This window comes from Type-E symbiont of Plautia stali (genome assembly GCF_059731115.1).
Map to the genome: position 1 here is coordinate 453,438 of NZ_AP035906.1, position 25,030 is coordinate 478,467.

Sequence of the window (25,030 nt, forward strand, 5' to 3'; positions counted from 1 at the left end):
CCTCCGTCATACTTCCCGCTGCAGATGCGTTAGCTGCGAGCGTTCCCCCCCATTACTGACTTATATAAGAGCCTGAGGATTCACGCTCTTGCTGCCTTTCTGCCGCTGGACTTATTCAGGCGGAGCACCCATTTCCCCCCTTGCTAATTCTGCGCTAATTTTCTGCTAATTAAGGGATAAATTTAACGCGCTACAGTGACTGCACTGGACATATTGTCGAAGCAGGAGATTCCCATGAATCAGCGCGAATTTATCCGTAGTTTGCTGGACTGGATTGAAGACAACTTAGGGCACGATTTGCATCTGGATGAAGTAGCACGCCGCTCGGGATACTCCCGCTGGCATCTGCAACGTCTGTTCCGTCAGCACACCGGTTTTTCTCTGGCAGAGTACATCCGTCAGCGCCGGTTGACTGAGTCCGCGCTCACGCTGATCAACAGCGATGAAGCGATTCTGCAGGTGGCGATGAGCTACGGGTTTGATACGCAGCAGGCGTATACCCGCACCTTTAAGAACTACTTCAGCGTCACGCCGGGTCAATTGCGTCGTCAGCGCCGCGTTGAACAGGAACGTTTGTTGTTCCCGCTGGCGGTGGCCAGTTGATTGATGACGCTGATAGTGATCTGCAAAGTAGACGTAGCGGCGCAATTTATTGCGCAGTAAATCGCGAAGGGATTGCGCGATAAATTACGCCGCTCCACCCCGTTCGCTGATTAAATTCGGTGCTTATTGCGGCTTTTACTTTTAAGCTGCTGTTCTCAGTTTGTTAACCACCAGAGAACATGGACAACAGCGATAATCTCACCGCCATGATGCTGTTTGCGCGCGTCGTTGAGCGGCAAAGCTTTAGCGAAGCCGCGCGAACCTTAGGTGTCTCTAAATCGCATGTCAGTCGCGAAATCGCGCGGCTGGAAGTGCGACTCGGCATCAAACTGCTGCAGCGCACCACGCGGAAAGTGGCGTTGACCGAGCTGGGTCAGGCTTACTATCCGTTTTGTACCCGCATGCTGGAAGAGATGCACCGCGCCGATGCGTTTGTGCAGCAGGTTCATCAACTGCCCGCGGGTAATGTGCGCTTACAGGCGCCAATCACCTATGGCTGCCAGTGCGTCGTCCCCACTCTAAATGACTTTATCCGCCGTCATATTCATATCAATGTCGATCTCGACCTCACCACCAGTGACGATCCGCAGCCCAGCGCGGATGTGGCAATCGTGATTCGTGCGCGCGCGCCGGAAGTCGCTAATTATCGCGAACTGAGCACCATCGAGTGGGGACTCTATGCCACGCCGGATTATCTGGCAGCGCATCCCGCTATCGACCATCCAGAGCGCCTGACACGTCACGATTTGTTGCTGTTCCACGGTCCCGCGCATACTGCCGCACTGCCGTTTCGCCGCGATAAACAGCGGCTGGCGTTGGATGTGCATAGCCGTTTCCGCGCCAATAACAGCATGGCGCTGCTGAATGCGGCGCTGGCCGGCACCGGCATCGCTTATTTGCCAGCGTATATGACGCAAGAGGCGCTGGGGCGCGGCGAGATCCAACAGGTGTTGCCTGAGTGGCAAATGGATCGTTTACACAGTTATCTGCTGCTCAAAGAGCAGCCGCAACCTTCATCCCCCGTGACGTTGCTGTGTGATGCGTTAATTAATGCCTTGAGCGGCAGTTAATTGTTGTTGCCTGACAACAATATTACGCTGGTTGGCAAATATCTCTCTCTCCCTGTTTTATGTCGTGCTCCGCTGTTAGCCTGCTAAAAAAGCAAAAACAGGGAATGACTATGTCGCAATCATCAACAGTGTTAGCGCCTGAGCAGCAACACTGGAAACGTAATTTGTTTGTCTGCGTGCTGGGTTCGTTCAGCACCATTGTGGCGATGACGTTGCTGCTGCCGTTTCTGCCACTCTATGTGCAGCAACTTGGCGTGCAGGAACCTGCCGCGATTGCGCGCTGGTCGGGTGCTGCATATGGTGCCACTTTCCTCAGCGCCGCGTTAACCGCACCGTTGTGGGGCAAACTGGCGGATCGCTATGGCCGCAAACTGATGTTGATTCGTGCCAGCCTCGGAATGGCGATTGCCATGTCGCTGATTGGCATGGCGACGGCGCCGTGGCAACTGGTTGCCTTGCGTTTGCTGGCGGGATTATTGGGGGGCTACGCATCGGGTTCAACCATCATGGTCGCGGCGCAAACGCCAAAAGAGCAGACCGGTTGGGCGCTGGGCGTGTTGTCTTCCGGCATTATGGCGGGCAACGTGGTGGGGCCACTGCTGGGCGGGGTGTTGCCACCGCTGATTGGCATTCGCCATACCTTCTGGCTGACCGGCGCCGTGATTTTCCTCGCCTTCCTTGCCACCACCTTTTTATTAAAAGAAGCGCCGCGTCAGCCGGGTAAAAAGACGGTGCAAACTCACGATGAGAGTGAGAAGCCGGTCAATCTGCCACTGGTGCGACTGATGTGGCTGTCCGGCATGCTGCTGATTTTTGCCAATATGTCGATTGAACCGATTATCACGCTGTATATCGGTCAGTTCGTGCAGGGCGATCATGCGATTACGGTGACGGCGGGCGTGGTGATGGCGGCGGCTGCACTGGGCAGTATTCTCTCTGCGCCGCGTTTGGGGCGCCTGGCGGATCGGGTAGGGCATGGCCGCGTGCTGGTTTACGGCCTGGTCGTTTGTGCCCTGTTGTTAATCCCGCAGGCGTTTATTACTCAAGCCTGGCAATTAGTGGTGCTGCGTTTTCTGATGGGCATGGCGTTGGGCGGTTTGATGCCGTGCGTGACGGCGCTGATTCGCCACAATGTGCCGCAAGGGCAGGTGGGGAAAATGTTGGGGTATTCGACCTCGGCCCAGTATGTCGGTCAGGTCTCAGGTCCGTTATTTGGCGGGTTTGTCGGTGGTGCTTTCGGCATGCGGCCAGTGTTTCTGGCGACCTGTGTGATCATGGCGCTGTGCGCGCTGTTAAATGCGCGGGTGTTAAAGAAGCCGTAACGGCGACAGGTATGGCGCTTCGAACAACCTTTAGCTTCTTCATAACGATGCGATACGCCAGAGCGCGGGCAGTCAGACAACAAAAAAGGCGGGCTTCGCAGCCCGCCTTTGTCACATCAAACCAGAAACTTATTTAGCATCTGGCAGTGCGTAGGCAATGACGTAATCGCCCAGCTTAGTACCAAACGAACCGTGACCACCTGCAGCAATGACAACGTACTGCTTGCCATCCACTTCGTAGGTCATCGGTGTTGCCTGGCCACCGGCTGGCAGACGTGCCTGCCACAGCATTTCCCCGGTGTTGGTGTCGAACGCGCGCAGATAGTTATCGGCAGTCGCACCAATAAAGAACACGTTACCGGCCGTGGTTATTGGGCCGCCCAGCATTGGCATACCCATTTTGAACGGAACCGGAACCGGCGCGCTGTCGCGAACGGTACCGATACGTTTTTTCCACACGGTTTCGTTGGTTTTCAGGTCAACCGCTGAGACATAGCCCCAGGCCGGTTGTTTACATGGCAGACCCAACGGAGACAGGAACGGATTCAGTTCCACGCCATACGGGACACCGTACTGTGGCTGGATACCGGTTTCAGTACCTGAACCGCCTTTGTCATCGGCTGGTGGCTCGATCGGGTTGCCCGGACCGCGTGGCACCAGTTTAGAGACAAACGGCAGCGCCATTGGGTTAGCAATCGCGATCTGGCGATGTGGATCTACCGCGATACCGCCCCACTCGAACATACCGAGGTTTCCAGGGAACACCAGCGTACCTTGCTCAGACGGCGGGGTGAACGGACCTTCGTAGCGCAGACGCTTGAAGATCACGCGGCACACCAGTTGGTCGAACATGGTTGCGCCCCACATGTCCTTGTCCGTCAGATTGTTCTTCGGACGGAAGGTCAGTTCGGAGTACGGCTGAGTTGCGGATACATGATCACCTTTCGCAGCGCCCTGTGGCACTGGAGTTTCCGGTGCGGGGACAACTGGCTTACCGGTACGACGATCCAGGACAAAGATGTTACCGGTTTTGGCCGGGGCATAAATCACCGGAACGGTGTTGCCATCTTTGTCAGTGATATCGGCCAGCGTCGGTTGTGACGGCAGGTCCATATCCCACAAATCGTGATGCACGGTCTGATACGACCACACCAGCTTGCCGGTGGTGGCATTCAGTGCCAGTACGCTGCTCGCGAAACGTTCCTGGTCAGGCGTACGGTTACCACCCCAGATATCTGGTGTCGTCACGCCCATTGGCAGGAATACGGTATCCAGTTTTGGATCGTATACTGCCGGTGCCCAGGAGTTCGGCGAGTTCATGGTGAAGGTATGTTCATCATCTGGAATCGCGTTGGGATCTTTCGCGCCCGGATCAAACACCCACAGCAGTTTACCGGTGTTCACATCAAAGCCACGAATAGCGCCTGACGGTTCACGGGTAGAGTAGTTATCAGTGACCGCACCGGCAATCACGATAGTGGTATCCGTGATGATCGGTGGTGAAGTCGGCTCATACTGGCCTGGGGTCAGTACCGGCTGTTTGTGCTGCAGATCCAGCTCACCGTTGTTACCAAACGCGGCACAACGTTCACCGGTTTCGGCATCCAGCGCGAACAGACGACCGTCGTTCACTGGCAGATAAATGCGACGTGAACACAGCGCAGGCTGGGTGTTAGACGCATCCGCTGCTGCTGGCATTTCATGGTAAGAGACACCACGGCAGGTCACATGCTGGAAGGTTGGATTCGGTTTTAAGCCCGGATCAAATTTCCACTTCTGCTTACCGGTTTTTGCATCCAGCGCAAACAGAATCTGGTGCGGAGAGCAGAGATACAAGGTGTCGCGGATTTTAATCGGCGTCACTTCGTCGGTGATTTCACCTGGGTCGTTCGGGGTTTTCAGATCGCCCGTCTGGAACTGCCAGGCTACCTGCAACTCTTTCACATTACCGGTGTTGATTTGCTTCAGTGGAGAGAAGCGCGTGCCTTGCTGGTCACGCGCGTACGCAGGCCAGTCAGCATCCTTGATGTTGCTCAGCGGCTGCGCTTGCGGGGCATTATCTGCCGCCGCTGGGATTTCACCGTTCAGCTCCTGCGGATCGTGGAACACTGCCCACGCCAGCACCAGCACGCTGGCAATCAGCGCAACGGCCATCAGACCCAGCGCGCCTTTACCTGCATGATTCAGACCGCGATACACAAACGGCAGAATCAGCCAGATGCCGAAGATCACCAGCACATCGGTACGTGGTGCCAGCGCCCAGAAGTCGAAACCAACTTCCCAAACGCCCCACACCAGCGTTGCCAACAGCAACAGTGCATACAGCATGATCGCTGCACCGCTACGGCGCCACAGCAGGATAGCGGTGATCAACATAATCACACCGCCAATAACGTAGTACCAGGAACCACCAATTGCGGCTAGCCATACACCGCCTACCAGCATAAATGCGCCTGTGAGCAGTGCGAACAGCACCGTCAAAAAGCGAATCACGCCAAAAGATGAGGAAGCTTTCCCCATAATATTAACCTCTTTCTTTGCCATAAACTTAAAAGGAAACAACGCATTAGGTTGTTTCCCGACATAGAGTACGAAGTGACTTAAAATGTTCGATCGCAGCGCTTCCGTTACGCCAGATGATCCCTTTGCGTTAAATTTTATCTTAAAAACGTTAACGGGTTTGATTTTTTTAGTGCTTTGCGCTTGTGGAATGGTAGTAGTGCGACATTTTATGAGGAGATTCTAACGTTATGCCCGAAGAGATCGGGTCATAACGGCAAGCGGCGGCATTTCGTGTAAGCGTTTACACTTCGAACAGGGTGTTGCTGGTGCGTTGTTCCTGCCAGCCAGAAAGTTGCAGGTCTTCATAGACAGACAACGGCAGAGTTAATTGCGGAGTGCGTAATATCACCTCTGCTTCTCTTTCCCGGCAGGATCCGAGCAAAAAGGGAAAGCTGAACTTGAGATAATTATCATTGAAGAAATCATCGTTCAGGACAATTCTACTAAAGGGAAAAGAGGCAATATTCTTCCAGCACGTTCCTGGCGGAGCCAAATCATAAAGCCAGAATGCGTGATGCTGTACGGCTTCTCGCAATGCCGCTTCATGCTTAACTAAACTGGCATAATTGATAGCAAGGGAGACATTTTCCATTTGCAGGCTGGGATAATTTTCTGGCGCCTTTAAAAAGCGCGCAAGACTATTTCCCACTAAAGGGATAATTATTCGTTCGGGCGCATCGGGCAACTGATTGTGCAGTGAAATTATGTTGCTTCCGTTAAGTAATACTGTGCTTTCCTGTTCACAATGCATAAAGGGTGCTGAATAACACACGCCCATCAGTGCCCCGTCGAGGCGACGGATACGCTCAGTAACATAAGGATTGTATGAACTGTTTTCCATTTATCTCTATGAATAAATTAATTAACTGGAACGTCTTAATTATTATAAGGACGGCAAGGTTGCTGTGATCTTTACGCTTCCAATATAGATCGAAATGTTTGTTAAGGTCACCTTTTTTAGCTGTCTCTGATAGAGAGATATGGCGGCTAAAAGATGTATTTAATATTGAGTTATTGGAATTTCTGGAATGATTCAGATATTTTCAGGTGAAAACAATCAGCCTGCTAATATTCAGAACTCTATGCTTAGTTAAATTTTAGATAAGCAACTGTTTTTAAAGCGCACGGCTAGCCATTGCTTGCCAGCGTCAGATGTCGCACTCTGTGGCCGCAAAATGATAATGAGAGTCGGTAAACGGCTTTTCACCAGGCTGGTGCAATGATGCTGGCCGGAAGATGATTTAGGATGGGATAAAATATGGCTTCACCGTTATCCGCAGCAGAAGACTCTCTGTTGCGGCACAGGTCGTTTGTCGCCTTCTGGCTGGCGCGCACCTGTTCATCGTTTGGTTTCCAGATGTTCTCCGTGGCGGTTAGCTGGCAAATCTACGCCCTTACGCACAGCGCGATGGCGTTGGGGATGATTGGCCTGATGCAGTTCCTGCCTTCGGTATTACTGGCTCTGCCGGCCGGCCATCTTGCCGACCAGTTTGATCGCCGCCGCATTGTGCTGGTCGGGCAATTGATTGAATGGCTAGCTCTGCTTGGCCTGGTGGCACTGACGCTGGTGCACTGGGCGGATAAAATTGAAATTTGGGGACTGGTGTTTCTGATCTCCGTGGCCAAAGCGCTGGAGTGGCCGTCGATCACGTCGATGCTCCCTGCGCTGGTTCCTCCACCGATTCTCGCGCGTGCCATGGCGGCGAGTTCAGTGGGCGGTCAGGCAGCGGTGATCGTCGGCCCAACCTTGGGTGGCCTGCTGTATGTGGCCGGTCCCGAGGTGGTTTACGGCGTCTCCGCCCTGTTTTATCTCTCCTCTCTGGTGCTGGTCAGCCGCCTTCGTTATGAACGTCCGCCCCAAACGCGGATGCCGACGAATCTCACCACCATGTTTGCGGGCGTGCGTTTTATTCGTGAGCGCAAAGATGTGTTGGGTGTGATCTCTCTCGATCTGTTCGCCGTGTTACTGGGAGGTGCCACCGCGCTGTTGCCGATCTTCGCGCAGGATATTCTGCATACCGGCCCCTGGGGATTGGGCATGCTGCGCGGTGCGCCTTCTGTAGGGGCGCTCATTGTTGGCGTGTGGCTCAGCCGTCACAAGCTGGAAAAACACGTCGGCATGATTATGTTTGGTTCGGTGGCGGGCTTTGGGGTCGCCACGCTGGTGTTCGCGCTCTCCACGCAATTATGGCTCTCTCTGCTGGCGCTGGCCGCGCTGGGTGGATTCGATATGGTGAGCATGGTGATTCGCGGCGCGCTGGTGCAGCTGGATACGCCGGATGACATGCGCGGTCGCGTGAATGCGGTCAACGCCATCTTTATTAACACCTCAAATCAGCTGGGTGAGTTTGAGTCAGGCATGCTGGCAGCGTGGATGGGGGCGGTGCCTGCCGCAGCACTTGGCGGTATTGGCACGCTAGTGGTGGTAGCGGTGTGGATGACGATTTTCCCGCATCTGCGCAAACGGCAGAAGCTGGAGAATGAAAACGCAGGTTAAGTGCCAACAAAAACCGGCTCGCGGGCCGGTTAATGATGTCACCACTCTGCACTGCCATGAAAAGCCCCGCGCAAAGGGGGATCTGCGCGGGGAGGTTGACCTTATACGGTCGCGGTTTTCCCCAGGCTGGCGTCAAATTGTTTCCAGCTGTCTGTCATATCCACCACGGTTTTCGATTTTCGTGCTTCATCGATTTTGATCGCGGTCAGACCCGCTTCCAGTGCATCCACCACGGATACTTTCAGTGGCGTTCCCTGTTTAATGTGTTTGACGATCTCTTCAGCCATCAACGCATCGGCACCATAGTGACCGTCATAAGCATTGCCGCTGTAGGTGGTATCGACTTCGCGCTCGCCGGTACGGGCGTTGTGTACGCGGAAGTAGTTACGCACAAAGTCGCCCTCGGCCATGCCGTCGGTGCCCATCACGCAGAAACGACGAAATTCATCCGGCACGTTGAGGTTGGCGTGGAAGGCGAGAGTTGCGCCATTGGCGTATTCGATCAGCGCCGTCTGGTAATCGACGATATCGGCGTCGCCGTCAAACACCGCATCCGTGCTCGACCAGCCGCTGGGCTTCACGTGATACACCTCTGATTGCGGCGTGACAGCCCCGGTGGGTGCATGCTGCGGGGTGAAGTTCTTACGTCCACCAAAGCTGGCAACGCGCACCGGGCGTTCACCGACCAATCCCTGATAGAGGTCGATGTCGTGGCAGCATTTTTCCAGAATATAAGGACCGGCGTATTTTTCCAGACGTCGCCAGTCGCGCTGGAAGAAGGCGCCGTGATAAGGCTTGATGTGTTCAGTGGCTTCGATTGAGGTGATTTCACCGAGACGATTTTCATCGCGTGCGTTCAATAGATCGTGATACAGCGGTGAGTAACGCAGCACCAGGCCGACCAGAATGCGCTCATGGCCATATTGTTGTACCAGTTGCGCCATCGCCATCGTCTGCTCTTCATTGATCACCACCGGTTTCTCGGTAAACACGGTGTAACCGGCGGCCAGCCCCTGACGGATATGCTCGAGGTGCATAAAGTTGGGTGACCCCACCAGCAACAGATCGAAACCACCGTGCTGGAGCAGCGCATCCACGCTGTCGAACGCCTTCCCGGCATCAATACCGAAGGTGTGAAGATTTGGCAAGCCAGCGGGAGCCGGATCGACGTAACCCACCACGGAGAACTCTGCGTCAGCTTTGTTGAACTCTTTCACCACATGGGAAAGACGAAAGCCCAGACCAATAATGCCCACTTTCATGTTGTACCCCTGAAGCCCGTTGCTTGTTAGCTGCCCGACCCATCAGGCTGCTGATAATCTGACCATTAACTTATTACGGCAGAAAAACTAATGTCAATCCGTAACGCCGATCTCAAATTGGTACTTTTTGTTATCTTTATGTTTTAAATGAATATTAATTAACTATACGGAATGCGTATTTATTTGTGATTGCGATTTAAGTTTTTTTCCCCTATCTTTCGCACATCTATAAGCATCATGCCGTTCGTGGCAGGCAGGAGGAAGCGCGTGCAATCACTTTTGCTGGGTATTGATGGCGGTGGTACACACTGTCGCGGGCGCCTGACGGACCACGCTGGCCACGTGCTGGCGGAAGCAACGGGCGGGCCCGCCAATGTCTGGTCGCAGTATGATGCCGCCATCAACGCCATTGAATCGGTCATCGACACGCTCTTTCAACAAGCGGGGCTGGCTGCTGATGCGCGTGACCGCACCCTGCTGGTGGCGGGTTTGGCGGGGGCCAATGTGGCATCGGTGCATTCACGGCTGCAAAGCTGGCAGCCTCGTTGTCAGGCGCGTTATCTGTTTACCGATGTCGAGATCGCCTGCGCGGGTGCGCACGATGGTGCACCAGGCGCGGTGCTGATTGTCGGGACGGGCAGCCAGGGCGCAGCCTGGGACGGCGCGCAGTTTACCCTGCTGGGTGGCTGGGGTTTTGCCCTGTCGGATGCCGGTTCAGGCGCCATCCTTGGACGCCGTGCACGGCGCTTAGCGTTGCTGGCGCACGAAGCTATCGTGCCTGCTTCAGCGCTGACTGAACGTATTATGGCGTTGCATCAACACAGCCCGGAACAGATGTTACTCTGGTCACAGCAGGCAACACCCGCCGAGTGGGGCAGCGTGGTACCTGAAGTCTTTGCCGCTGCACAGCAGGGCGATCCCCATGGCATTGCGCTGGTGCAGCAGGCCGCTGCCGATATCGTGCAGATGGTGCAACCCTTGCTGGCACGCAGTCACGGCAAACTGGCCCTGATGGGGGGGCTTGCGGTGCCGATTCAGCCCTGGTTACCGGCCGAGATTGCTGCACAGCTTGTGCCGCCGCAGGGCGATGCCTTAAGCGGCGCACTGCGCCTTGCCAGCCAGTTCAGCCAGCAACCGGCTTAGCCTCTTCTAACTTAAAAAAGAGATCCATGAGCGCTCCCAACGTAACTGCACGCATTTTGCGGCTGATTGTCGAAAATGCGCCAATCAGCCAGTCTGACCTCAAAGTCCGTAGCGGCCTGAGTATGTCCACGGTTTCGCAGGCCACCAACCGCTTGCTCTCCGGCGGTATTGTGCAGGAGCTGGGGTTGCGTCGTGTATCAATGGGACGACCGAAAACCCTGCTCGGCCTCAACCCGGATCACGCCAGTGTGGTGGGCATTCAGCTTAACGCCGAACGTAATTTGATCGTCTTAACCGATCTCAGCGGCAACATTATTGGCGAACAGCAGATCCCTTCAGGCGCGATGACCCCCAAGCAACTGGGTGATGCGCTGGCGAAGTTTTTGCGTGGTGTGGAAGGAAAGAAAGTCGGTGCCATTGGGCTTGCACTCTCGGGGCTGGTGGATGCCAGCAACGGCGTTTGCGTCTTGTCACGCGCGCTGGGCTGGAACAACGTGCCGATTGCACGCCTGCTGGAAGAACGTTTTTCACTGCCGGTCTTTATCGAAAATGATGCCAATGCCTTAGCCATGGCCGCGCTGGTATTTGGTCAATTGGGCCATGCGCAGTCAGCAGTGATCGCCACCTTTGGCAAAGGGATTGGGGCCGGAATCTTGCTGGATCGCCAGCTCTATCGCGGCCGCCATGGCAAAGCCGGTGAGATTGGTGTGTCATTGCTCGGTGATGGCTCCGAACGTTTGCTGGAAGATGTCGCCTCGTCACAGGCGATTTTGCAGCGTGTGGCAGTTTCACTGAAAGAGGCGCTGCCGCAGACGTTACGCGATCTGGATAGCCAGCCCACACCTGAAGTGCTTAGCGCGCTGGCGGAGGCCGGGCAGCATCTGGGCATGTCGCTGGCGAATCTGTCGGTGGCTTACGATCCTGACGTGGTGTATCTGGCGATGGAGCCGCAGATGGCCTCGCGCATCCTGCTCGACCACATTACGCAGAGCTTCCAGACCTATCGCCTGAAGATCACGCCGCAGATGACGCCGCTGCAGTTCCTCACTGAGTCGAATCGGATGTGGGCACAGGGTGCGGCAGGTTTTGCGGTGAATAAGCTGTTGGATTTACTGGCGGCGCAGGCTGATGAAGAGACGGTGTCTTAAAGCAGCAATAGCTGTAGTGGCGCGATCTGCATCGACGTTGTTCACTCGTTATAAGGAGAGCGCCGTAGCATAACTACGGCGCTTGCTTCGTTCAGGCGCTTAACGCAGGCGCAATCCCTGCTCATCAAACAACATTCCGCGCTCAGCATTGATCTGATAGCTGACGCGGTCGCCAATCTCATGTTCTGCCGCGTTACGCTCCTCAATCACCAGTAACTTCTCCTCACCGATATCCAGGTAAAGATAGTTGGTGTGCCCCAGCATCTCGCTGAATGACAAATCAGCGCTAAAGCTCAGCGCATCGGTATCCTGATTAGCCGGCGAGAAGTGTTCAGGTCGAATTCCCAATGTGACTTTTTGCCCTTCATGACAGGCTGCGTCGATCTTCATGGTCAGCGTGTGAATGCCTAAGGCAGGCACGCGCAACTGCACGGCACCTGGTGCGATCGTGGCAATTTCCGCCTGCAGGAAGTTCATCTTCGGAGAACCGATAAACCCGGCGACAAACAGATTGTCGGGATCGTGATACAACGCCATCGGAGCACCCACCTGCTCAATTTTGCCCTGGCGAAGTACGACGATGCGATCGGCCAGCGTCATCGCTTCCAGTTGGTCGTGCGTGACATAAATCATGGTGTTGCCCAGTGAGGCGTGCAGGCGAGCAATCTCAATGCGCATCTGTAACCGCAGCTCAGCATCCAGATTGGAGAGCGGTTCATCAAACAGGAAAATACGTGGATGGCGGATGATGGCACGACCGATGGCCACACGCTGACGCTGGCCGCCGGAGAGCGCACGTGGCAGGCGATCCAGCAGTTCCGTCAGATGCAGACGCGCCGCCGTCTGGTTAATCGCTTTCTCAATTTCCGCTTTGGATTTCTTCATCACTTCCAGCGGGTAAGCCAGATTGCCGCGCACCGTCATATTCGGATAGAGCGCATAGGACTGAAACACCATGGCAATGCCACGCTCGGTGGCGGGCTGGTGCGTCATGTCTGCGCCTTCAATCAACAGCTTGCCGTCGCTGATCTCCTCCAGCCCGGCAATCATGCGCAGCAAGGTCGATTTACCGCAGCCGGAAGGGCCGACAAACACCACGAACTCGCCGCTGTTAATGGTGAGATCGATACCGTGAATCACATTCACATGGTCGTAGGACTTTTTAACGCTTTGCAGATGCAGGCTGGTCATGGTGATGCCTCAATCAGAGTAGTTGGCCCATGTAGATGGCGTTGCTGCGCATAATGGGCGTGAAACCGAGACGTTGATAAAAGCCGCACACCTTCTCGTTTTGCAGGCTTACGCCCAGATAAACACCCGGTACGCCAGCGGCGCGTAGGTCCTGCAGCAGTTGCTCAATCAGTTTTCGTCCCCAGCCGCCTTGCTGGGCCGGCGGCAGCAGATTGATATGCAGATGTGCAGGCCATTGCGCTACCAGTTGTTCAGCAGCGGCATCCGGCTGAAAAATGGCATCCAGCACTTTGCTGTCGAGGGGGGCTCGCGGCGTGTAGTCGCGATATTGCTGTTGCAGTGGCGGCCACCAATGCGCATCCAGTTCTGCTTCGAAGGCGCGTGTATCCGGTGCTGCCACCGCATAACCCATCACTTTGCTTTCTATTTCAATGGCATAAGCGAAGTCAGGCGCAAAGCGCGCGTAGGGAATGACAAAGCGCAGGCCGGGCAGTGCCGGGTCGGAATAGAGCGCGGTGGCATCAGTGCCCGCATTGGCCGTTTCTAAGCAGATGCGCGACAGGGCCGGAAAATCGCTCTCGCTGGCGCGGCGAATAACACCTTTAGCCGTCATGGTGATGCCTCTGTGGTCATGAGATAAACAGATTTTACGGTAAATAAAGCTGACTTAGTTTTCAAGGTGTAATAATTGCGCTACCGCACAACATCGAGGTAAATCCTGAGGGGGGACGGTGGCGTGAACGGCCACGTGAAGCGGCGCAGAGCCTGTGGTGCCTGTGTTCTGGGATGATTTTGCCGCAGAAGCCTCTCACCTCTCTCAATAAGTATAGAATTTTCATATGGTCTGTCAGTGGGTTAATGCGGCTGAATGGCGTGAGTGATTTGTGCTGTCGGCAGGGCTATGTCTTCTTATGGTGTGCGCTTCAGCGGCTGCCATGCAGAATTCTCTACTGCATAGCCCGCTTTTCTTCTCACAGTTTGCACTGTATCACAGAGCAAAAATTCCGCAGTGAGGGTGTTTGACTTTCTTTTGTGCATAAAGTAAGTATGAATTAACGTCGTTATTACTGCTGCTGAATCAACCTGCCAGGACATGCAGGTGTCGCGATGAAGGGATGCCAGTCATCTGTTGGAGAAACCGAGCATGATGTGTGATTCAACCAAACGTCCGTCCCGTATGAAAAGCTCACTGCGCAGTGTGTCGCGTCTGGTTTCAGCCGGGATTTTGCTCGGTGCGACCCTGGCGACGGCACAAGCGGTCACGCTGAACGAATGGGATATTTATAACTATCCGCAGCAAACCGAAGCCGTGGATGAAGCAGTTAAAGCGTTCCAGCAGAAGAATCCGGGCATTACCATCCAGCGCTCGGTTCACTCTTTTGAAGACACACGCATTCCACTGAAGCTGGCGCTGACTGCCGGTGATGGCCCGCAAATCGCGCAGGTCAATCAGGGCGGTGGCGATATGGGTTCGCTGGTGAAAGACAAACTGCTGTGGCCGCTGGACGATTATGCCAAAACTTACGGCTGGAGCACGCGCTTCCCGGATTCGATCCTCAAGCGTAACCGCTGGTCTGATAAACAAGACTTTGGTAGCGGCAAACTGTATGGCGTGGCGAGTCTCGGTGAAATGGTGGGGCTGTATTACAACAAGGCGCTGCTGGACAAAGCGGGTGTTGCGGTACCGAAAACCCTGCCTGAACTCGAAGCGGCAATGGAGAAACTGAAAGCCGCGGGTACGCCGCCGATGATGCTCGGCCTGCTGGATGGCAATATGGGCCAGCAGCTGCTGAGTACGGTATGGGAAGCACAGATTGAGAGTAAAGATCGCAAAGCCCTCGACGATCTGATTTACGACGTCGGCGGCACCTTCAAAGACGACAAGCTGGTGAAAGCGGCGAGCATGATGAAAAGCTGGAAAGATAAAGGCTACTTCTTCCCTGGCTTCGAAGGCATTGGCCATGATGATGCGGCCACGCTGTTCCAGAATGGTCAGGCCGCGTTCCTGGTGAGTGGCACCTGGTATCTCGGTCAGTTCAAAGACAATAAAGATGTGCACTTCGCGGCGATGCCGATGGGTGAGGGTGTGCAACATGCGCTAATGGTGGGCGGTACCGATCTGGCGTTCTCGATCACCAACACCGCGAAAACCAAAGAGCAGCAGGATGCGGCGGCCAAATTTATCGATTACATCGTATCGGATGAGATGGCTAACCGCTGGTTGAAAGTGGGCTTCCTGCCGGCAGGCACCAGCAAGAATGCACAAATCCCGGCGGATAACCCGTTGCTGGCAGAGACATATCAGGTTTGGGTGACCCTCAACGAGCATGATGGCCTCGGCCATTATCTGGATTGGGCCACGCCGACCATGAACGCCGAGCTGAATCAGAACGTGCAGCTGTTACTGGCCGGAAGACAGACGCCGGAGCAGATGGTCACCAATTTCGACAACAACTATCAACGTTACCTGAAAACCCTGAAGCACTGATGATGTCCGGCCCGACAGCAATGCCGGGCCGTGAATTAGCCTGCAAGCGAGTAAGGTTATGCTGAACAAATCTGCCTGGCGCAATGCGCTCTATCTTCTGCCTGCCGTACTGGTCTATGCGGTGTTTTTACTCCTGCCGCTGCTGGCCTCGCTCGGCATCAGTTTCACCGAGTGGGATGGCACCTCCTTGCCGATTTTCACCGGTATCAGCAACTACGTGCGCATGTTCCAGGATCCGGTGTTCTGGGTGGCGCTCGGCAACAACGCGCTGCTGATGTTGTTTTACACCTTGCTGCCAATTGGCGTCGGTCTGCTGTTGTGCAGCTTCCTGTATGAAACGCGCAACGGCAAAGAGCGCAGCGTATTGCGTATTCTGTTTTTCCTGCCTTACATCATGCCGATGGCGGTATTGGGCGTGGTGTGGCGCTGGCTGTATAACCCAGCGTTTGGTCCTATCGATCAGTTCCTGCGCGCGATTGGCTTGCCGCAGTTGGCTCTGTCGTGGCTGGGGGATTTCACCTGGGCGTTACCGGCAGTGGGTTTTGTCGCCACCTGGTATTTCTTTGGATTCTGTCTGGTGCTGTTTATGGCTGGATTACAGCGCATGGATCCTTCGCTGTTAGAAGCCGCCGATTTGGATGGTTCTTCTCGCCGCCAGAAGTTTATGCGTATCACGCTGCCCTCGCTGCGCCCGGAGTTGCGCATCGCGCTGCTGCTGACGGTGATTGCCAGCCTGAAGGCCTTTGATCTGGTGTATGTGATGACGCAAGGCGGGCCGGGTACGTCGACTATGGTGACCAACATCTTTATGTATAAGCAGGGCTTTGATCTGCACTACTTTGGTTACGCGTCTGCGGTGGCCGTGTTCAGTATGTTGATTGTGCTGATGATCAACGCCTGTATTCATTTTGCTATTCGGGAGCGTCACTGATGCGCGGTACGCCTGTTGTCTCACGCGCACTGATTTGGATTGTCGCGCTGATGACCATCCTGCCGTTTTTAATGGCGCTGATGACCTCGTTCAAAACCCAGATGGAGTTGTTTCAGGGCGTGTTCACGCTACCTTCATCGCTGAACTTTAAAAATTACGTGACGGCCTGGCAGCAGGGGCACTTCAACGTCTACTTTATGAACTCGGTGCTGGTGGTGATTCCGGTGGTGATCAGCAGCATTTTGTTAGGGATTCTGGCGGGATTTGGTTTTGCCTGGCTGAAAATCCCCGGTAAGAAAGTAATAGCGGCGATGCTGGGTCTGGGCATGGTGCTACCGAGCGAGGCTTTCATTATCCCGCTCTACCACGAACTGCGCTGGATGGGGCTGACGAACACGTATCTGGCGCTGATCCTGCCACAAATTGCCTTATCACTGCCGTTCACCACGTTGATGATTGCCACTGCACTGCAACAGGTGCCACGTGAACTGGTTGAAGCGTCAGTGATGGATGGTGCATCCCGGCGCAAAATCCTGTGGGGCATTCTGGTGCCCGCCATCTGGCCGACGCTCTCGACGCTGGCGCTGCTGCTGTTTATCTGGACGTGGAATGAGTTCCTGATTCCGCTGATTCTGGTAAACAAGGATGAACTGCGCACCTTGCCAATCGGCATGATGTTCTTCCAGAACAAAAACACCATTGATATTCCGGTGCTAATGGCGGGCGCGATGATTGTGATCATGCCGCTGGTGGCGGTGTTCCTGGTGTTCCAGCGCAAGTTTATCAGCGGAGTGACGGAAGGGGCGGTGAAGTAGGGGTGCGCCAGAGCACGACTCTGTGAGCACCTGCAACTGCGAACATTACAGGCCGTGGCCATTGGGGCGCCCGAGTTGATAGCGGGCGCATCCGTTAAGCCTATTTAAAGCGCTGCTGCGATCGCCGCACCCAACTCTTCCGTTGAGGCGCTGCCGCCGAGGTCGCGCGTCAGGCTATTACCGGCGGCCAGGGTGCGCTCAATGGCATCCAGCACGGCGGCACCCGCTTCGGCGTAACCGAGGTGCTCCAGCATCATCGCACCACACCAGATCTGTCCAATCGGGTTTGCCACGCCTTTGCCCGCGATATCCGGCGCTGAGCCGTGTACCGGTTCAAACAGGCTCGGGAATTTCCCTTCCGGGTTGATGTTCGCGGAAGGGGCAATACCAATGGTGCCGGTACAGGCCGGGCCGAGATCCGACAGAATGTCGCCAAACAGGTTGCTGGCCACTACTACATCAAACCAGTCCGGATGCAGCACGAAGTTCGCGGTCAGAATATCGATATGATACTTATCGACTTTCACTTCCGGATAGCTCGGTGCCATGGCTTCGACGCGGCTGTCCCAATATGGCATGGTGATAGCAATGCCGTTCGATTTGGTGGCAGAGGTCAGGTGTTTTTTCGGACGCTTCTGCGCTAACTCATAGGCAAACTTCAGGATGCGATCGACGCCCGTACGCGTCATCACCGTCTCCTGAATCACCACCTCGCGGTCGGTGCCAGGGAACATGGTGCCGCCGACGGACGAGTACTCGCCCTCGGTATTTTCACGCACCACGTAGAAATCGATATCGCCGGGCTGACGATTGGCCAGCGGCGCTTTGACGCCCGGCATCAGGCGAACCGGACGCAGGTTGACGTATTGATCAAATTCGCGGCGGAACTGCAGCAGCGATCCCCACAGCGACACGTGATCCGGTACCACATCCGGCCAGCCCACCGCGCCAAAATAGATGGCATCAAACTGGCTGAGGGTGGCGAACCAGTCATCCGGCAACATCTTGCCGTGCTCTTGCCAGTATTCAGCGCTGGCGAAGTCAAACCATTGCCACTCCAGAGAAATATCGAATTTCTTTGCCGCTGCATCCATTACACGGATGCCTTCTGGCATCACTTCTTTGCCAATGCCATCGCCAGGGATGACGGCGATTTTGTAGGTTTTGCCGCTCATAGGGTTCTCGCAGGTTGCTGTTGATGTTCTGAACGCAGTATAACCATGCATCACCGGGAAATAATTAGCCTGAGCGGCAAGCCAATGTTGAATAAAAGTAGAGAATCGCGCACCTCCACCGACGATCTGGCCTTCTTTGTGCGCGTCGCCGCGCTGGAGAGTTTAACCGCTGCGGCGCGTGAACTGGGGTTGTCGCTGCCCGCCGTCAGCAAACGTCTCAGCCACCTTGAACAGCGTCTGGGGGTGCAACTGCTTAAACGCACCACGCGGCGGCTGGAGCTCACCGCTGAAGGAAAACGCTATCTGGAAGGGGCTCGCCCGTTGCTGGATCAACTGGCAGAACTGGAGGAGTCGGTGAGCAGTCAGGCGGCGGTGCTGCGTGGCAGCCTGAACATTAACGCCTCGTTTGGATTTGGTCGCCGCCATGTTGCCCCCTGCGTGTCCCGTTTTGCTGCGCTGCATCCTGAAGTCTCGTTATCATTACAACTCAGCAGCCAGCCACTGAATTTCATCGATTCGCACATCGACATTGATATCCGTATTGGCGAACCGCCCGATGCGCGACTCATCGCGCGCAAGTTACGCACCAATCCCCGCGTGCTATGCTGCGCCCCGATTTATGCGCAACGTCACGGCCTGCCTGACAGTATTGCGGCGCTGGCGCAGCACAACTGTATTTTGCTACGCCAGTACGAAAGCGATTTCGCATTGTGGCGATTGAGTGATGGCCAGCAGCAGGTGACGCAAAAAGTGCAGGGCAGCCTGATCACCAACGATGGCGAAGTGGCGATGCAGTTAGCGATGGATGGGCACGGCATTTTGCTGCGTTCCTGGTGGGATGCCCAGCACATGATTGAACGCGGCGATCTGCTGCATGTGCTGCCCGCATGGAGCAGCGCGGACGGGGATATTTTTGCCGTATGGCGGCCACAGCGTCAGTTACTCGCCCGCATTAGCGCCTTTGTGGATTTTTTGCAGTCCGCCTTGTAACTATTAAATAATATTTGATTATTTATAATCATCATTGACTGTTTGTGAGCATGATCAAACAAATCATTGGCTATTTAGCCTATAAATTGCCCTGCTTATGCGTGAATTCTTTCTCATGTGAGTGAAATAAATCAATGAGCATAAACAGGGTTGCCTTTGTGCACAGACACTAAAATAACAAAACAGGCAACCTCATTAACGGCAAGCGTGAAGCCCAGCGCAGGCCACGACCCTACGTTATCAATGAGGCTAAAATGAAACAGTTTTCTGCAGAAGGGATGATGATTATTGTCGGGATCGTCATCGCGTATATTCTGTTTACCACCTGGCTGACCTGGCATCTGCGCAGTAAAAACAGCGGCGACTTTATGGCGGGATCCAACGTGATGCCGGCTTTTGTTGTGGGTGTGATGTTAATGTCTGAGTACATTGGCGCAAAATCGACCATTGGTACCGCCCAGGCGGCGTTTGAAGGTGGGTTTGCCGCATCCTGGTCGGTGATTGGTGCCGCGATTGGCTTCCCGCTGTTTGGATTCCTGCTGGTTAAGCGCATCTATAACACTGGCAAAATCACCATTTCGGGTGCGATTGCCGAACGGTACGGCAACTCAACCAAGAACATCATTTCCCTCATCATGATCTATGCGCTGCTGCTGGTGAACGTGGGGAACTATGTGAGCGGCGCAGCGGCGATCTCGACCGTGTTGAACCTCGATCTCACCACGGCGGCCGTGATCACCGCAATCGTCAGTACCTTCTACTTTATGTTCGGTGGCATGAAGGGCATTGCCTGGGTCACGCTGCTGCACAGCGGGCTGAAATATATCGGTATCCTGATCATTCTCGGCGTCGCACTGCATATGACCGGCGGCGTTAGCCCGATGATCAAAGAGATGCCGCATTTCTACTGGACGTGGGACGGTAACATTGGGGCCAGCACCATATTTGCCTGGATGATTGGCACCATCGGTTCGATTTTCTGCACCCAGTTTGTGATTCAGGCCATCGCTTCCACCAAAAGTGCCGCATCCGCTAAGCGTGCAACCTGGGTTGCCTTCTTCTTTTGCATGCCGATTGCGATTGCCATTGCGTTGATTGGCGTGGCGGCGAAGTACCTGCATCCGGATATCAAAAGCCTGTATGCACTGCCGGTGTTCCTGCAGGATATGAGCCCATGGCTGGCGGGGATTGTGACCACCTCGCTGGTGGCCTCCATCTTCGTCAGTGTTAGTACCGTGGCGCTGGCGATTGCCTCGCTGGTGGTGAAAGATTTCTATGTGCCGTATCGCAACCCAACGCCAGAACGTGAATTCCGTATGACGCGCTGGCTGTCGCTGCTGATTGGTTTCCTGCCGTTAATCCTGGTGCTGTTCGTCCCCGAGGTGCTGAAGCTCTCCTTCTTCACCCGCGCGATTCGTCTGTCGATCTCGGTGGTGGCGATTATTGCCTTCTACCTGCCGTTCTATAAGAGTACCCGCGGGGCGAATGCCGGTCTGATTGGGGCCTGCGTGGTCACCACCGTCTGGTATCTGCTCGGCGATCCGTTCGGCATCAACAATATGTACGTGGCGTTGATTACGCCTGCAGCGATCATGGTGATTGATCGCCTGATCCCTTCGGCACAAACGCACGACAAAAAAGCACCAAAATCTTCAATGCAAAACAGTGGAGCCTGATATGACCGATTCAACGATTACCGTCGAACGTAACGGTAACCTTCATCCGCACGCGCGGGATGCGCAGCAGCTCACGGCGATGCTGCCTTCGGTCTGTCCGCAGAATCATGCCGCTAATCTGCTGCCGCTGCCCAACGGCGACCTGCTGTGTGTCTGGTTTGGTGGCACGCAGGAAGGGATTGCCGATATCTCCGTGTGGTGCTCGCGCCTGGAACAAGGTGGCAGCCAGTGGAGTGAGGCGCAGAAACTTTCTGATGATTCGACGCGCTCTGAGCAGAATCCGGTGCTGTTCCTCGATCCTGACCAGATATTGTGGCTGTTATGGACAGCGCAGAAGTCCGGTAATCAGGACACGGCGATTGTGCGCTATCGCCAGTCACGCGATTTTGGCCGCAGCTGGAGCGCCATCGACACGCTGCTCGATCAGCCCGGCACCTTTATTCGCCAGCCGATTACGGTGTTACCGAATGGCAACTGGCTGTTGCCGGTGTTCTATTGCCGCACTCAGCCGGGCGTAAAATGGGTCGGTAATGACGACATTAGCGCGGTAAAAATCTCCAGCGATAAAGGCAAAAGCTGGCGAGATGTGGCGGTGCCGGATAGCCTCGGCTGCGTGCACATGAACATTACTTTATTGCAGGATGGTAGCTTACTGGCGCTGTATCGCAGCCGTTGGGCAGACTTTATCTACCAAAGTCGTTCTGTTGACGGTGGTGAAAGCTGGAGTGCGCCGGTGGCGACGGAACTGCCCAACAACAACTCCTCAATTCAGGTGACCACGCTGAACAACGGCCATCTGGCGCTGGTGTTCAACGCCATGAGCGCCAAAGATGCCAGCGAGCGTCGCCTGTCACTGTATGACGAAATCGAAGATGAGGATGACGATGTGGCGGTGGCCGCTGAACCGGTGGTGCATAGCGGACGCACCGCATTTTGGGGCGCACCGCGCGCACCGATGACGCTGGCCATCTCCCCAGACGGCGGCAAAAGCTGGCCGTGGCAGCGTCATCTCGATGAAGGCGACGGCTACTGCATGACCAACAATTCGCAGCAGAAACTCAACCGTGAGTTCTCCTATCCCAGCATCAAGCAGAGTGAGGACGGCGCACTGCATATCGCCTACACCTATTTCCGTCAGGCGATTAAGTACGTCCGCGTTAACGAAGCGTGGGTGAGGGGCGAAAAATGAGTCGACACGCGCTGGTCACGGGTGTCAGTTCAGGTATTGGCGCGGCGATTGCTGATCATCTGCTGGCGCAGGGCTGGCAGGTGACGGGGTTCAGTCGCACACTGGTCAAGAAAGATCATCCGGGCTTTACCTCGGTGAGCGTGGATCTGTTCGATGCCAGTTTGCTGAAGCAGGCGCTGGCCGCTTTGCCAAAGGTGGATGCGCTGGTGCATGCCGCAGGCATGATGGCGGCAGCGCCGCTCGGCGATCTCGATGAGGAGCAGAGCGCGCGCCTGTGGTATCTGCATGTGCAGGTGGCGCAGATCATGGCGAACGCGTTGCAGCCGCAGATGACGCAGGGCGATCGTATTTTGCTGATCGGCAGTCGCACTTCACGCGGCGCCGCTCATCGCAGCCAGTATGTCAGCACCAAAGCGGCAATGGTTGGGATGGCGCGCAGCTGGGCGGCTGAATTAGCGCCGCAGGGGATCACCGTGAATGTGATCGCGCCCGGTGCCACTGAAACGCCCATGTTGCTGCAACCTGGCCGTGCCAGTTCACCACCCAAGCTGCCGCCCATTGGGCGCTACATCAAGCCGGAGGAAGTGGCGGCGCTGGCGGGTTTTGTGCTGTCCCCCGCTGCTGATGCAATAACCGGGCAGGAATTGGTTATCTGCGGTGGAGCGTCGTTGTAGATAGCGATTCGTGTTGTTATCCGCAGCTGATGCAATCACCGGGCAAGAGTGAATGATTTGCGGTAGAGCGTCATTGTAGATAGCGGTCAATATGCTCCCCCTCATCCGTCTTCCCTGAATCCCGTCCGGGATTCAGGGAGTGTTGGGACGAGAGCGGGTGGGCTAAAGGAAGCACATGAACCCTTTTTAACCTATCTCCTTCGCAAGGCCGTGACATCCACCTGCCAGACATTCAGTTTGTTATACAGCGCGGTACGTGAAATCCCCAGTTGCTGTGCTGACTGGCGCAGGTTGCCTTTCTGCTCACTCACCACCTGCAATACATGCTGACGCTCATTCTCCTGCAATGATGTTAAAACGCTGGATTGTGGCGGCGAGACGCGCTGCGTCATCTCTTCCGGCAAATCCGGCTTGCCAATCTCCAGCCCTTCACACAAATTCACCATGCGTTCGACCAGGTTCTCCAGTTCACGCACGTTGCCCGGCCAGTGCCACGTCTGCAAGCAGTGCATGGCTTCAGACGACACCTGCGGCGCGATACGTTTCAAGCGGGTACAGAGCGCCTGAATAAACGTATTCACCAGACCTGGAATATCTTCCTGACGTTCTCGCAACGGCGGAATGGCTAATGAAATCACGTTAAGACGGTAATACAGGTCGCGGCGAAAGGCGCCTTTTTCCACCGCATCCAGCAGATTACAGTGCGTGGCGGCAATAATGCGCACATTGACCTTCAGCGGATGCGCGGCGCCAATACGCACCACTTCACTCTCTTGTAATACGCGCAGCAGGCTGGTTTGCGCCTCCAGCGGCATTTCGCCAATTTCATCCAGAAACAGCGTACCGCCATCCGCCAGCTCGAATTTTCCCGCTGAGCCGCCGCGCCGGGAGCCGGTGAATGCGCCATCGACATAACCAAACAGTTCGCTCTGCACCAGGTCACGCGGCAGGGCGCCGCAGTTGAGGGCGATAAAGGGCTCCTGATGTCGTGGGCTGGCGTTATGGATCGCCTGCGCGAACAGCTCCTTGCCGGTGCCGCTTTCACCGCTTAACAGCACGGTGCTATCTGTGCGGCTGCTGGCGCGTGCCTTCTGAATGGCTTGCTGCACGCGCGGAGCGTGGCCGCGAATCATCTCAAAGGTATAACTGGCGCTGACGCCCATTACCTGCCGCGTAATCGCCCGGATGCGCTGGTTCTCGCGCAGAGACAGCACACGTCCACCATCGGGTGCCGGCATCAATGAAATCAGACAGGAGAGGGGCTGCACGCCGTCCGGGATAAACTGCAACTCACGGTCATTACAGAATGGCATGGTCAGCAGCGATCCTCCCTGGGGTTGCAGTAACACATCAATCGGCCCGGCTTGAGGATCGAGACCACTAAAGATCTGCCGCGCATAGCGGTTTAACGTTTTGATCCGTCCGTGGCGATCGCAGACGATCACGCCCTCATTCAGGGTTTCCAGGATCGACTGTTGTTCTGCCAGCAAACTGCGCAACATTAATTGTTGTCCCACCGCTTCTGCAGCGGCCTGTACCGTGCCCAGCGTGTGCGCATTAAAGTTATCCGGTGTGGCGGTGAGTGTGAGCACGCCGAGCAGTTGGCCGCTGGCATCTCGAATCGGCGCGGCTGCGCACTGGTAGTGGCGCTTACGCAGATCGATCTTCCAGTTTTCACCGCTCAACACATACACCAGCCGTTGCTCAATCAGGCAACGAGCTGTGCAGTTGGTGCCGAGCACCTCTTCGCTCAGGATGCTACCAATCGGCGTCAAATCAGCGCCGCAAAAATGCAGCGTGACACCTTGCGCGTCGGTGAGGTTGATATGGCCATCCGGGTTATAGGCCAGCAGGTTTTCCATTACGTTACGCGCCACCGCAATCAGCTCGGCATTGTGCGCCAGGATGACCTTCAGCTCATCCGCAGGAGGCGAAGTGTAGATGAAGGTGTGTGGATCGATGGCGCGCTGCTGCGATCGCTGCCATGACTGCAAGATACTGCGCCGCATCCAGCCCGGTTGTTCCCCCCGGACAAAGCTGTGCCAGCCCTGCCAGAGCAAGGTATCCCATTCGCCCGCTTCAGCCCCTTCCGGCAGGCTGAAAATCGGGTCGCTTTCATCTTTAAACGGCAAACGTTCGCTGGCGCGCATCAGAGGCTCCTGGTCAATCTGGAATGTCCATTTTATTGACATGTGAAGTTGACATGTAAAGTTTATGACCAATTCAAAGCGCAACGCTGTGTGGTTCCTCACATAAATTGCCCCTTTTTAGTTGGCATCTGGATTGCAATGAAA

The 25,030-nt window shown here is 55.4% G+C and carries 20 protein-coding genes; 13 read left to right on the top strand and 7 right to left on the bottom strand.

Going from position 1 to position 25,030, the window contains the following annotated elements; genetic code table 11:
* Positions 1-234: 234 nt before the first annotated feature.
* The 3 genes from AC6I8L_RS01970 (at position 235) to AC6I8L_RS01980 (ending at position 2,995) form a co-directional block, all read left to right on the top strand.
* Complete coding sequence (locus AC6I8L_RS01970) at positions 235-603, top strand: helix-turn-helix domain-containing protein (RefSeq protein ID WP_034826803.1); 369 nt, start codon at positions 235-237, stop codon at positions 601-603.
* A 179-nt stretch (positions 604-782) separates the two neighbouring features.
* On the top strand, positions 783-1,673 hold the full coding sequence (locus AC6I8L_RS01975) for a LysR family transcriptional regulator (protein WP_034826801.1): 891 nt from the start codon (positions 783-785) through the stop codon (positions 1,671-1,673).
* A 110-nt stretch (positions 1,674-1,783) separates the two neighbouring features.
* Positions 1,784-2,995: an MFS transporter gene (locus AC6I8L_RS01980; RefSeq protein WP_058962223.1), complete on the top strand. Its 1,212-nt coding sequence runs from the start codon at positions 1,784-1,786 to the stop codon at positions 2,993-2,995.
* A 129-nt stretch (positions 2,996-3,124) separates the two neighbouring features.
* Here the strand turns inward: AC6I8L_RS01980 and AC6I8L_RS01985 are convergent, their stop codons facing one another.
* Together AC6I8L_RS01985 and AC6I8L_RS01990 are read right to left on the bottom strand one after the other, a co-directional pair.
* Positions 3,125-5,515 carry a glucose/quinate/shikimate family membrane-bound PQQ-dependent dehydrogenase gene (locus tag AC6I8L_RS01985; protein ID WP_058962226.1) on the bottom strand — a complete coding sequence of 797 codons (2,391 nt, stop codon included), beginning with the start codon at positions 5,513-5,515 and terminating at the stop codon, positions 3,125-3,127.
* A 283-nt stretch (positions 5,516-5,798) separates the two neighbouring features.
* Positions 5,799-6,398 (bottom strand): hypothetical protein, encoded by a 600-nt coding sequence (locus AC6I8L_RS01990; protein WP_058962224.1) that lies wholly within the window; start codon positions 6,396-6,398, stop codon positions 5,799-5,801.
* Positions 6,399-6,815: 417 nt separating this feature from the next.
* Here AC6I8L_RS01990 and AC6I8L_RS01995 point away from each other — a divergent pair, with 417 nt between their 5' ends.
* On the top strand, positions 6,816-8,054 hold the full coding sequence (locus tag AC6I8L_RS01995; RefSeq protein ID WP_058962225.1) for an MFS transporter: 1,239 nt from the start codon (positions 6,816-6,818) through the stop codon (positions 8,052-8,054).
* Positions 8,055-8,155: 101 nt separating this feature from the next.
* Here the strand turns inward: AC6I8L_RS01995 and AC6I8L_RS02000 are convergent, their stop codons facing one another.
* Positions 8,156-9,316 carry a Gfo/Idh/MocA family protein gene (locus AC6I8L_RS02000; protein WP_160834344.1) on the bottom strand — a complete coding sequence of 387 codons (1,161 nt, stop codon included), beginning with the start codon at positions 9,314-9,316 and terminating at the stop codon, positions 8,156-8,158.
* A gap of 267 nt (positions 9,317-9,583) precedes the next feature.
* On the opposite strand from AC6I8L_RS02000, the gene AC6I8L_RS02005 reads away from it, so the two are divergent.
* Both AC6I8L_RS02005 and AC6I8L_RS02010 read left to right on the top strand, forming a co-directional pair.
* On the top strand, positions 9,584-10,459 hold the full coding sequence (locus AC6I8L_RS02005; RefSeq protein WP_176505788.1) for a glucosamine kinase nucleotide-binding domain-containing protein: 876 nt from the start codon (positions 9,584-9,586) through the stop codon (positions 10,457-10,459).
* Between the two features lie 26 nt (positions 10,460-10,485).
* Positions 10,486-11,607, top strand: a complete 1,122-nt coding sequence (locus AC6I8L_RS02010) for an ROK family transcriptional regulator (protein WP_058961835.1) — start codon at positions 10,486-10,488, stop codon at positions 11,605-11,607.
* 99 nt (positions 11,608-11,706) lie between these two features.
* On the opposite strand, the gene AC6I8L_RS02015 is transcribed toward AC6I8L_RS02010, so the two are convergent.
* Together AC6I8L_RS02015 and AC6I8L_RS02020 are read right to left on the bottom strand one after the other, a co-directional pair.
* Complete coding sequence (locus AC6I8L_RS02015) at positions 11,707-12,798, bottom strand: ABC transporter ATP-binding protein (protein ID WP_058961836.1); 1,092 nt, start codon at positions 12,796-12,798, stop codon at positions 11,707-11,709.
* 13 nt (positions 12,799-12,811) lie between these two features.
* A complete protein-coding gene (locus tag AC6I8L_RS02020; RefSeq protein WP_058961837.1) occupies positions 12,812-13,411 on the bottom strand; it encodes a GNAT family N-acetyltransferase in 600 nt (199 codons plus the stop codon).
* A 531-nt stretch (positions 13,412-13,942) separates the two neighbouring features.
* Here AC6I8L_RS02020 and AC6I8L_RS02025 point away from each other — a divergent pair.
* Genes AC6I8L_RS02025 through AC6I8L_RS02035 form a run of 3 tightly spaced genes read left to right on the top strand, consistent with a single transcriptional unit; the run spans position 13,943 to position 17,032 of the window.
* Complete coding sequence (locus AC6I8L_RS02025; protein ID WP_153012331.1) at positions 13,943-15,286, top strand: extracellular solute-binding protein; 1,344 nt, start codon at positions 13,943-13,945, stop codon at positions 15,284-15,286.
* 58 nt (positions 15,287-15,344) lie between these two features.
* Positions 15,345-16,217: a carbohydrate ABC transporter permease gene (locus AC6I8L_RS02030; protein WP_038643559.1), complete on the top strand. Its 873-nt coding sequence runs from the start codon at positions 15,345-15,347 to the stop codon at positions 16,215-16,217.
* Positions 16,217-17,032, top strand: coding sequence for a carbohydrate ABC transporter permease (locus AC6I8L_RS02035; protein WP_034826777.1), 816 nt, complete (start codon positions 16,217-16,219; stop codon positions 17,030-17,032). The genes AC6I8L_RS02030 and AC6I8L_RS02035 overlap by 1 nt, the downstream gene beginning before the upstream one ends.
* 104 nt (positions 17,033-17,136) lie before the next feature.
* On the opposite strand, the gene AC6I8L_RS02040 is transcribed toward AC6I8L_RS02035, so the two are convergent.
* Positions 17,137-18,207: a tartrate dehydrogenase gene (locus AC6I8L_RS02040; protein ID WP_058961838.1), complete on the bottom strand. Its 1,071-nt coding sequence runs from the start codon at positions 18,205-18,207 to the stop codon at positions 17,137-17,139.
* 84 nt (positions 18,208-18,291) lie between these two features.
* Here AC6I8L_RS02040 and AC6I8L_RS02045 point away from each other — a divergent pair, with 84 nt between their 5' ends.
* From AC6I8L_RS02045 to AC6I8L_RS02060, 4 genes are all read left to right on the top strand, one after another.
* Positions 18,292-19,197, top strand: coding sequence for a LysR family transcriptional regulator (locus AC6I8L_RS02045; RefSeq protein ID WP_058961839.1), 906 nt, complete (start codon positions 18,292-18,294; stop codon positions 19,195-19,197).
* A gap of 254 nt (positions 19,198-19,451) precedes the next feature.
* Positions 19,452-20,873, top strand: coding sequence for a sodium:solute symporter family protein (locus tag AC6I8L_RS02050; protein WP_058961840.1), 1,422 nt, complete (start codon positions 19,452-19,454; stop codon positions 20,871-20,873).
* Position 20,874: 1 nt separating this feature from the next.
* Positions 20,875-22,062: a sialidase family protein gene (locus AC6I8L_RS02055; RefSeq protein WP_058961841.1), complete on the top strand. Its 1,188-nt coding sequence runs from the start codon at positions 20,875-20,877 to the stop codon at positions 22,060-22,062.
* Entirely contained in the window at positions 22,059-22,736 is a 678-nt protein-coding gene (locus tag AC6I8L_RS02060) for an SDR family NAD(P)-dependent oxidoreductase (protein WP_058961842.1), read from the top strand. The genes AC6I8L_RS02055 and AC6I8L_RS02060 overlap by 4 nt, the downstream gene beginning before the upstream one ends.
* A 191-nt stretch (positions 22,737-22,927) precedes the next feature.
* Here AC6I8L_RS02060 and AC6I8L_RS02065 read toward each other — a convergent pair whose 3' ends face one another.
* Positions 22,928-24,886 carry a sigma-54-dependent Fis family transcriptional regulator gene (locus AC6I8L_RS02065; protein ID WP_058961843.1) on the bottom strand — a complete coding sequence of 653 codons (1,959 nt, stop codon included), beginning with the start codon at positions 24,884-24,886 and terminating at the stop codon, positions 22,928-22,930.
* Positions 24,887-25,030: the final 144 nt, after the last annotated feature.

Coding starts and splice junctions, on each gene's coding strand:
- AC6I8L_RS01970 (WP_034826803.1), top strand. CDS start 235: ATGAATCAGCGCGAATTTATCCGTAGTTTGCTGGACTGGATTGAAGAC.
- AC6I8L_RS01975 (WP_034826801.1), top strand. CDS start 783: ATGGACAACAGCGATAATCTCACCGCCATGATGCTGTTTGCGCGCGTC.
- AC6I8L_RS01980 (WP_058962223.1), top strand. CDS start 1,784: ATGTCGCAATCATCAACAGTGTTAGCGCCTGAGCAGCAACACTGGAAA.
- AC6I8L_RS01985 (WP_058962226.1), bottom strand. CDS start 5,515: ATGGGGAAAGCTTCCTCATCTTTTGGCGTGATTCGCTTTTTGACGGTG.
- AC6I8L_RS01990 (WP_058962224.1), bottom strand. CDS start 6,398: ATGGAAAACAGTTCATACAATCCTTATGTTACTGAGCGTATCCGTCGC.
- AC6I8L_RS01995 (WP_058962225.1), top strand. CDS start 6,816: ATGGCTTCACCGTTATCCGCAGCAGAAGACTCTCTGTTGCGGCACAGG.
- AC6I8L_RS02000 (WP_160834344.1), bottom strand. CDS start 9,316: ATGAAAGTGGGCATTATTGGTCTGGGCTTTCGTCTTTCCCATGTGGTG.
- AC6I8L_RS02010 (WP_058961835.1), top strand. CDS start 10,486: ATGAGCGCTCCCAACGTAACTGCACGCATTTTGCGGCTGATTGTCGAA.
- AC6I8L_RS02015 (WP_058961836.1), bottom strand. CDS start 12,798: ATGACCAGCCTGCATCTGCAAAGCGTTAAAAAGTCCTACGACCATGTG.
- AC6I8L_RS02020 (WP_058961837.1), bottom strand. CDS start 13,411: ATGACGGCTAAAGGTGTTATTCGCCGCGCCAGCGAGAGCGATTTTCCG.
- AC6I8L_RS02025 (WP_153012331.1), top strand. CDS start 13,943: ATGATGTGTGATTCAACCAAACGTCCGTCCCGTATGAAAAGCTCACTG.
- AC6I8L_RS02030 (WP_038643559.1), top strand. CDS start 15,345: ATGCTGAACAAATCTGCCTGGCGCAATGCGCTCTATCTTCTGCCTGCC.
- AC6I8L_RS02035 (WP_034826777.1), top strand. CDS start 16,217: ATGCGCGGTACGCCTGTTGTCTCACGCGCACTGATTTGGATTGTCGCG.
- AC6I8L_RS02040 (WP_058961838.1), bottom strand. CDS start 18,207: ATGAGCGGCAAAACCTACAAAATCGCCGTCATCCCTGGCGATGGCATT.
- AC6I8L_RS02045 (WP_058961839.1), top strand. CDS start 18,292: ATGTTGAATAAAAGTAGAGAATCGCGCACCTCCACCGACGATCTGGCC.
- AC6I8L_RS02050 (WP_058961840.1), top strand. CDS start 19,452: ATGAAACAGTTTTCTGCAGAAGGGATGATGATTATTGTCGGGATCGTC.
- AC6I8L_RS02055 (WP_058961841.1), top strand. CDS start 20,875: ATGACCGATTCAACGATTACCGTCGAACGTAACGGTAACCTTCATCCG.
- AC6I8L_RS02060 (WP_058961842.1), top strand. CDS start 22,059: ATGAGTCGACACGCGCTGGTCACGGGTGTCAGTTCAGGTATTGGCGCG.
- AC6I8L_RS02065 (WP_058961843.1), bottom strand. CDS start 24,886: ATGCGCGCCAGCGAACGTTTGCCGTTTAAAGATGAAAGCGACCCGATT.